Here is an 8,376-nt window from a genome sequence, read left to right as displayed (position 1 = left end):
GCGACTGTAAACTCGCCTGAAATTCCGAAACTTAGCTGTCCTCTGGGGCCGCTAGGGATTGGGATAAAGCCCGCACCCTGCGCATAGCGCGGGTGCCGGGTAGTTTACTCGGCGTGGCAGCTCATCGACTTTCCAGGATCGGGCTATGCTGGACTGAGGACTACACCCATCTCCCTGTTGCTATGCGAGACCTTCTGCGCGACATCCTTCGGGACTGCTCTGGCTTTGTGGAACTGCGCTACCACAGCAAGGTGTTCCGCAGCGTCACTGCCGAGAAGGGCCGCCTTGAGCGCACCGCGGTTCGTCGCCGTTCCGGAGTGGGGGTGCGGGTGTTGGAGGCCGGCACTTGGGGCTTTGCTGCCACCGGGGATCCCTCGCCGGCTGCCATTCGGGAGGCCATCGCTGAAGCTCGCCGTGCCGCCCAAGCCAGCGCCGACTACCGCAAACAAAAGCTGGGATCCCTGCCCAGTGTGCGGCTGGCCCAAGGGGAGTTCTGCGAGCCCGGTGTGGAGGAGGTGTTGAACAAACCGCTGGAGGCGAAGATCCAGTTGGCTTTGGAAACCGAGGCGCAGGCCCGGCAGGCCTCTCGCCAAATTAGCTCCGCCAGTTGCACCTACAACGAGATCTACGAGGAAAAAGCCATTGTCACCACCGATGGGGCGGATGTGGCCTTTCGTCTGGTGCGCCCCGAGCTGCGAGTTCAGGCGGTGGCCGAAGCGGACGGCCAGCTCAGCAGTGGCTCCGAGGCCATTGGGGTAACAGGGGGATGGGATTGCCTGTTCCGCTCGCATCCCTTGCAGATGGCGGAAAAGGCGGCTGCTACCGCGGTTGATTTATTGTCCGCAGGCTACGCAGAAGGGGGATGGGCCACGGTTATTCTGTCGCCTTCCATCGTGGGGCTGTTGGTGCACGAGGCCATTGGCCACACGGTCGAGGCGGATTTTGTTCTGGCGGGTTCTGTGGCTGCCGGCAAGCTGGGGCAGCGGGTGGCCAGCGACTGGGTTACCCTCAAAGACTCCGGCCATTCAGAGTTTATGCCGGGGGCAGGGGGAACCCTTCCTGTGGACGACGAGGGCGTTCCTACCCAAAGCACCACCATCATCCAAAACGGCATTCTGGTCAGCTATCTCCACAACCGCGAAACTGCTGCCCACTTTGGCGTAGAGCCCACCGGCAATGCCCGCGCCTGGGAATATGCCGATGAGCCTTTGATCCGCATGCGCAACACCTTCATTGAACCCGGATCCCAAACGCTAGAGGAAATCATCGCCAGCACTCCCGATGGCTACTTCCTGGATGGGGCCAGGAACGGGCAGGCGGACTCCACGGGCGAGTTTATGTTTGGGGTAGAGCGGGCCTACCGCATTCGCGATGGCAAGCTGGCGGAGTTGCTGCGCGGTGTCACCATCACCGGCAATGCTTTTGAGGTGCTGCAATCGGTGGATGCCGTCTCGCGGGACTTCCTGTGGGACTTGGGATCCGGCCATTGTGGCAAGGGTCAACCGGCCAAGGTGGATGCGGGCGGCCCCTACATTCGCTGTCGGGCCATTGTGGGCGGACAGCAACCTGTGTAGTTATTCCCTTGGCGCTCCACAGCTAGCCCAGAGGTGAAGCCTACAGCTCGCTCTGTAAAGGGGACTGGCAGGCCAGCTCCAGGACTACCGAAAGCTGCTGGCCAGGAGCTACACAGAAACTCTGTCCTGCCGGCACGACTGACCGTGGGGGAGTTCACAGAACAGCCAATCCGTCCGCAAAAATTAGGGATCCCCTCACCTGCGGGGATCCCAGATGGCGTACTGGATCAAACCTTAGCGAGGGAAAACCACCTGGGCTCGCAACTCGCCCGGCGGGTTGGCCTGCGTGTGAATGTTGATGTAGTAAGCTCCGGCCAAAAAGCTGGAGACTTGCTCAGGGGTGAGGTTGGCTTCCAGTCGGAAATTCCCCGACTGATTGCCTGGATTCGGCAACATGTTCAAGACAAAGACCACCGGCCCTGTGGCCTGGGCGAAAGATTGTCCTGGCTGCGGCTGAGCAATGTGAATATGTCCAGGGCCAAAGTTAGCAATGGGTAGAAGTGGGGTTGTGAGATTTGTAAAGCTTCCTTAACCGCTGAGAAACAAGACAGCAACCAGGCAAAAGCCGCAAAAAGCCTCGAAAATTGAACGAGGCCGAAGGGCAAAACCGATCAACAACATGGAAAAAAGCTCCTCGGTCAGAGAACAGGCTAAATAAGGTACGTATCAGGCCAAGCTTCGGATTCATCTCTGGGTTTAAAAGACGGCGACATCACTGCTACCGAGAGACAAAAATCCCCACCCTGTGGGGGTTGGGGGATGGTGTAGACTGCACGCGGAGCAGAAATCTCTGACCGTACCTATAAAGTTGCGGAGAGGGGGAGAGGGTTCACCCAGGCACTTTCCCCAACCTCCGTTCAGGATGGATCCGTTTATCCTCTGGCCGAGGCGGCCAAAGCAGAGTTCATGATCGGCCAGAACCAGTGGGGCCGCATCAGGATGACGGTGTCGATGACGTGGATGATGCCGTTATCGGCTTCGATGTCCGCTTGGATAACGGTGGCGTTGTTCACCTCGAACACATCCCCTTCAATGGTGAGATCGATGGGGGATCCCTCTACCGAGCCCACACTTTGGTACTTGGCCAAATCTGCCTTTTTCAAGCGGCCGGGCACCACGTGGTAACACAGGATGCGAGTCAGTTGGGGGATGTTTTGCACCAGAGTGGTGATGGTGCCAGGAGGCAGCTTGGCAAAAGCTGCATCGGTAGGCGCAAAAACAGTAAAGGGGCCAGGGCCTTTCAGAGTATCCACCAAGTTTGCCGCTTTCACGGCTGTAACTAGGGTGGAGAAACCCTCCGTAGCAACTGCAATATCGACAATATCAGGCATGGTCAAAATCCTTATTTTGCTAGAAGTTGGGATGACAGGAAAGTCAAAGTGGTGGGCAGTTTCAGAGCTACCTGGCCTGAATACAACTGAAAATGGGCAGAGTCAATGCCTAGACTTGAAGTCGGCTAGCGATAGTTCTGATCCTGAATGTAGGCCAGGCGAGCTGCTTCTCGAATCCCGTATTCCGGTCGGGTGAAGCGATTGAGTTGTCCCTCAAAATAACGGCGGTTCATCATCAAGTGCCGTGGATTTGGATCATCAAGGGGATACAAGAAAGCGGCCCTTCCCGCCTGAATCACGGCTGAGGTGACGTTGTACATGGAGCGCTGGAAGCTAACCCCCAATTGAATCAGCATGTCCTCTTCGCCGCGGCAATGCTTGCGATAATACTCCACCAAATACTGGGGCAAAAAGTGGTACATATCCTGGTGCAAGAGCGTGGGTGGGATCCCGGCGGTGCCCACCGGAAACTTATCGGCGTAGAGGATCCCGTAGTGGAAGTCCAACTGGTTGGTGGGAACTTCGTTGGCCTGAGCGTTGTAGGACTTGGTGCCGCGGAAAGGAGAGGTGCGATAAAACACGGCCTCTACATAGGGGAAAGCGGCCTCATATAGCCAGGTAAATCCCTTGGATTTGGGCACAATATCGTACCATTCTCCCCGAATGCGCACGCGATGGTAGATGGGTCGTCCGGCAATGGCGAAGATCCCGTTGACCAAAAAGTTCATCGCCTCCGGCACGCTGGTGATTTTGCCTTCGTCGTAGAGATCGCTGATCTCAAAAAAGACCGGAGCCATCACCTCCCAAAACAGGCCCAACACCGAGTACATGGTGGCCTGGCGGCACAGCTCCAAGAACATATCAGGGAAGAGCTTGTATAGCCCCATCAACAAGGGGTTGCCCTGGCAATAGGCGCGGATGGCGCGGTCGGCATTTTGCTTATATTCCTCGGAATCCATGTAGGGATCCAGCAAGCCCCCCATGTCCCGATGCCAGAGCATGGCCCGCATACATTCTTCGGCAAATTCCATGTTGATGCGGTCATGCCAGAGGTGATGCAAAATTCTGGGCAGCTTGCGCTTCAGCTCCCCTTTTTCCATGAACTCCAGCAGCTCGGGATGGGCCGTAGCCTGGCCTCGCCAAATGCGCAAATCCGCGTTATCCCCCGCGTAGTGGTTGGCCAGCTTCAGATACTCTTCAGGAATGATGAACTTGAAAAAAGGCAAGGGATCCACAAACACCTGCTCGGCAATGTAGAGCAGATCCCGCCAGTAGAAATCCATTGGCACGGCATAGGCTTTGTAGAGGCCGATAATTTGCATCAGGTTTTCCGGCGTATCTGGCAGCATGGATCCCCCTGCCTCCAGGCGGTGGACTATATCCGCAAAAGGATGGGTAGAAGGGGGCAGCTTGCGGGCTGTGAGGGTTGTCGTCATAGAAGAAGTCTCCAACTCTTCAAAAGTTCTGGCTCCTTGAGGTCATTCCCTGGGATCTCAATTCCTGGAAGTTTCCCGATTGCCTTGATCTGCTCCAGAGAAGGCAGCCCAGCTCCCTAGGGAGAATCGGCAAGATCGCCAGCCGAGGCCAGGATAAGCGTTTGCGCTTGAGCCACCTGGGTGGATAGGGTAAACGCCAAGGGTTGTGGCCATTTCACCAGGCTCATGGGCTGGATCCCAAACCAAACGATCAAGGCCGTCAAAATCAGCCCCGGGATCCGCTCCCAGCCATGCACGCGCGGGTAGTAGGCGGTGCGGTTGTCCAACCTGCCAAAGCAGGTGCGGTTTAGCAAAATCACAAAGTACACCGCCGTCAAGCCGGTGCCACAGATGCTGATCAAAGTGGGCAGAGGAAAATCTTGGTAGCTGCCCTGGAAGATCAAGAACTCCGCCACAAAGCCCACCAGGCCAGGGATCCCGGCGCTGGCCATCCCCCCCAAGATGAGCAGGGCGCTCACTGTGGGCAAGCCTCGCAAGGGGTTGAGCAGGCCGTTGAGTACGTTCAGATCCCGCGTTCCCACTTTGCGCTCCACCAAGCCCACCAGATCAAACAGCAGCGCCAAGATGAGACCATGGGAGACCATCTGCACCATCGCCCCGGTCAGGCTAATGGGGGTGGCTGCCGCCATGCCCAGCAGGATGTAGCCCATGTGGCCAATGGAGCTGTAGGCCACCATGCGCTTGATGTCTTTTTGGGCGATGGCTGCCAAAGCCCCGGACAACACGGCAATGGCTCCCCACCAGGCTAGGATCCCGCCCAGGTCGGCCCAAGCTTGGGGAAACAACTGCAGCCCAAAGCGAAACAGACCGTACGTGCCTAACTTGGAGAGGATCCCTCCCAGGAGGATGGCCACTGGCGGCGACGACTCCCCGTATGCATCAGGCAACCAGGTGTGGAAGGGGATCAGCGGCATCTTAATGCCGAAAGCCACGATCAAGGCCAACAGCGTCAAGGTCTGGGCAACAGGGCTGAGAGAGGTGATGCGGATCTCCAGCAGCTCAAAGCTATGGGGATCCCCCAGCCAGTAGATGGCCAAAAAGGCCCCCAACAGAAAGATGGCGGAAACGGCAGTGTAAATCAAAAACTTGATGGCAGCATAATCCCGCTTGGGGCTGCCCCAAATGGAGATGAGCAGGTAGATCGGGATCAGCACCAGCTCGTAAAACAAGAAGAACAAAAGCAGGTTCTGGGCAACAAAAGCCCCGTTGACCGACCCGCTCATGAACAAAATGCAGCCGTATAAGAGGTTGGGCCGCTTCACCTCTGGCTCAGCTGTCAGCACCGCAATCAGCGTGAGCAGCCCATTCAAAGCCACCATCAGCAGGGAAAACCCGTCCAGGCCCAGGGAGTAGCTCAGCCCAATTGCCGGGATCCAATCCCACCGCTGCACCCACTGCAGCCCTTCCGCTTGCAGGTCAAAGTTGGCAAACAGCAGCAGCGAGATCCCCAGCAGGATCCCGGCCAAGGCCACCGCCAGCTTTCGCCCCCCCAAGCCTAAGAACAGGAGCAGGGATCCCAAGATCGGCAACACAATCAAGGCACTCAGCATGGTCTTTTCCCTCTTTATCTAAGGACTCCGTCCCGCTACCTTGCCCAAGCCTAGAGAATCAGCCAGCCCAGCAGGGCCACCCCCACCACAATCGTCAGCACGTAGGCTTGCAACTGGCCAGAGGTGGTGTATTTCAAAACCTGTCCACCCGCCAATACCGCCAAGCTGGTCAAATTTACCAAGCCGTCTACCACATAGCGGTCGAACAGGGCTGTAACCTCAGAGATGATGCGTACCGCAAACACCACACTGGCCCGGTAGAGCTTGGGGGTGTAGAAGTCGTTGGCCAACAAATCCTGCCAGTCGGCCAAGAAGGCCCAGTCCACCGGCTGCCGCTGCGGACGCAGATACAGCCAGGCTCCCAAGGCAATGCCTGTCAAGCTGGATCCCGTCATTACCCCAACAGGGATCCCTTCCAGAGCGGGAATCAGACCTAGTGCCGCTAGGATCATGGGCATGTGCAGCGCCACCCCCATCGTGACCGTCATGGGCAGCATCATCGGCCAATGCACCTCCGGCGAACGCTCGCTCATCTGCTGCGGCTTGCCCCCCCAGATCAGGCCAAACACCCGTGTCAGCCCTAGGGCCGTTACAGCATTGGTGACCAGCACGACTGCCGCCCACAACCCCTGCCCCGATTGCACCAACTGCTGCCACAGATCCGTCAGCACCCAAAAGGAACCGAAAGGCGGCAAAGCGATGATTCCGGCCATTCCGGTCAAGAAGCACAGCCCCGAGATAGGGCGCCGCGACCACAAGCCTCCTAGATAGCGCAAATCCTGGGTAATGCTGTTCCAGATCACCGTGCCCGGAGCCATCACCAACAGAGCCATGGCCGGAGCATAGGTCAGCAGCAACCCATAGGCTTGCTGGGGATGACCGGTGCCCACCGCCACAAAAATCAAGCCCATGTAGGCACTCACCAGATAAGACAAAGCTCGCTTGGCGTCGATCTGGGCCAAAGCCACCAGGGATCCCCCCACCGCTGTCAAGCCGCCGATGGTTAGCATCACCTTCAGCACTGTTGGGGAAAGCTCGTAGAGGGGTTGCAGGCGAATCAACACCCAGGCCCCTGTGCCCACCACCACCGCATTGCGCAAGATCGTCGAGGGGATCGGCCCTTCCATCGCCTCATCCAGCCACAGGTGCAGAGGAAATTGGGCACACTTGCCTACGGGGCCGGCCAGCAACCCCAGCCCTACCAGGGCCAGCAGGGTGGGATCCACAGTGACAGATCCTGCCTGCACCGCCTCTGCCCAGGCCGCCAAATCCTCAAACTCCCAGGAGCCGGTCAGGGGATAGATGGCGATTACCCCCATCAAGAGCAACAGGTCGCCGATGCGCTTGGTTAAAAAAGCATCCCGCGCTCCCGTCACCACCAGCGATTGGTTGAACCAAAAGCCCACCAACAGGTAAGTGCCCAGGGTCAAAATCTCCAGGATCACGTAGCTGAAAAAGAGGGAGTCGCACAAAGCCAAGGCACACATCCCCCCCTCAAACAGGCCCAGCAGGGAGAAAAACCGCGCCCAGCCCCAGTCCATTTCCATGTAGCCAAAGCCGTAGATCTGGGCCACCAGGTTCAGCCCCGTCACCACAGCGCAGGCCCCCAGAGTTACCGATGACACCTGCAGCGGCAGCTCTAACATCAGATCCCCCACCTGCAGCCAGGGCAACCGAATGACCTGCGCCGGCTGATCCCAAATTGCCACCAGCGCTCCCACACTGTGAAGGAAAGCCACTAAGGTCAGCAGGGCATTCAAATAACCTGCCGGACGTGGTCCCGTGCGCCGGGTGATTCCTGGGGACCAGATCAGCGCTCCCGCCCACGCCACCAAAGCGTAGAGGGGAATCAGCCATGCAGTTGTGACCAGCCCGTTCAAGCTCATAATCCTCCTTCGGCCAGGGATCTTGGCCAAACTGGAACACTTGCTGAGATCCTGTAAAAAATCTTAAGCAGCATCTTAGCTGCAAATTAGGATAGATAAAAATTGAACTTCTCGATGAGATCTATAGACAAAAGTCTATACCTTAGCAAGGGGCAACAGAGGTTACTCTCTTGTTGTCACCACCTCACTCTCTAAAGCGTAGATGGGAATAAACTCCTTGGGAACTCAGGATCCCCGGCTGCGCAGATACCGTGAATGGCTCTAGGACATCCCCGAAGTTCTGCTGCCCTACTTCCGGTCTTCGATAGGCTAACGCAAGCAGGATCCCATTCACCTCTTCATCCCAAGGCTACCATCGTAAGTCCCTGTGAAATTGCCAAGAAGATGAAGATTGAGAACAACGACCTAGGTCGTGTTGATCTTATGTTAGGATAGAGAGAATAGTTTATAGAGGAAAGAGGATGAAGTTGGTTTTTTTAGATGAAAACAAATGGCAGAAGATATTGGCTTTTTTACAGACAGAAGAGAGAGTTAACATT

General features: G+C 57.1%; 6 protein-coding genes and 1 pseudogene. 2 read left to right on the top strand and 5 right to left on the bottom strand.

Annotated elements, in window-relative coordinates; genetic code table 11:
- Positions 1 to 182 precede the first annotated feature (182 nt).
- A complete protein-coding gene (locus ACVWXF_RS13895) occupies positions 183 to 1,574 on the top strand; it encodes a TldD/PmbA family protein (protein WP_457474681.1) in 1,392 nt (463 codons plus the stop codon).
- Positions 1,575 to 1,808: 234 nt separating this feature from the next.
- On the opposite strand, the gene ACVWXF_RS13890 is transcribed toward ACVWXF_RS13895, so the two are convergent.
- From ACVWXF_RS13890 to ACVWXF_RS13870, 5 genes are all read right to left on the bottom strand, one after another.
- The gene (locus ACVWXF_RS13890; protein WP_414374720.1) at positions 1,809 to 2,066 is read right to left on the bottom strand and encodes a CHRD domain-containing protein; all 258 of its coding nucleotides are present in this window, start codon (positions 2,064 to 2,066) and stop codon (positions 1,809 to 1,811) included.
- A gap of 380 nt (positions 2,067 to 2,446) precedes the next feature.
- Positions 2,447 to 2,905: a fasciclin domain-containing protein gene (locus ACVWXF_RS13885; RefSeq protein ID WP_457474680.1), complete on the bottom strand. Its 459-nt coding sequence runs from the start codon at positions 2,903 to 2,905 to the stop codon at positions 2,447 to 2,449.
- 125 nt (positions 2,906 to 3,030) lie between these two features.
- Entirely contained in the window at positions 3,031 to 4,341 is a 1,311-nt protein-coding gene (locus tag ACVWXF_RS13880; RefSeq protein WP_414416996.1) for a CO2 hydration protein, read from the bottom strand.
- Between the two features lie 116 nt (positions 4,342 to 4,457).
- The gene (locus ACVWXF_RS13875) at positions 4,458 to 5,951 is read right to left on the bottom strand and encodes an NADH-quinone oxidoreductase subunit M (protein WP_457474679.1); all 1,494 of its coding nucleotides are present in this window, start codon (positions 5,949 to 5,951) and stop codon (positions 4,458 to 4,460) included.
- Between the two features lie 50 nt (positions 5,952 to 6,001).
- Positions 6,002 to 7,837 (bottom strand): NAD(P)H-quinone oxidoreductase subunit F, encoded by a 1,836-nt coding sequence (locus ACVWXF_RS13870; RefSeq protein WP_457474678.1) that lies wholly within the window; start codon positions 7,835 to 7,837, stop codon positions 6,002 to 6,004.
- Between the two features lie 461 nt (positions 7,838 to 8,298).
- On the opposite strand from ACVWXF_RS13870, the pseudogene ACVWXF_RS13865 reads away from it, so the two are divergent.
- A pseudogene (locus tag ACVWXF_RS13865) lies at positions 8,299 to 8,376 on the top strand (IS5-like element ISSoc13 family transposase); the annotation flags it as partial.

It is taken from the genome of Thermostichus sp. MS-CIW-40 (assembly GCF_054058315.1).
The sequence above is the reverse complement of the archived record's forward strand: the minus strand, read 5'-3'. Positions and strand labels throughout refer to the sequence as shown.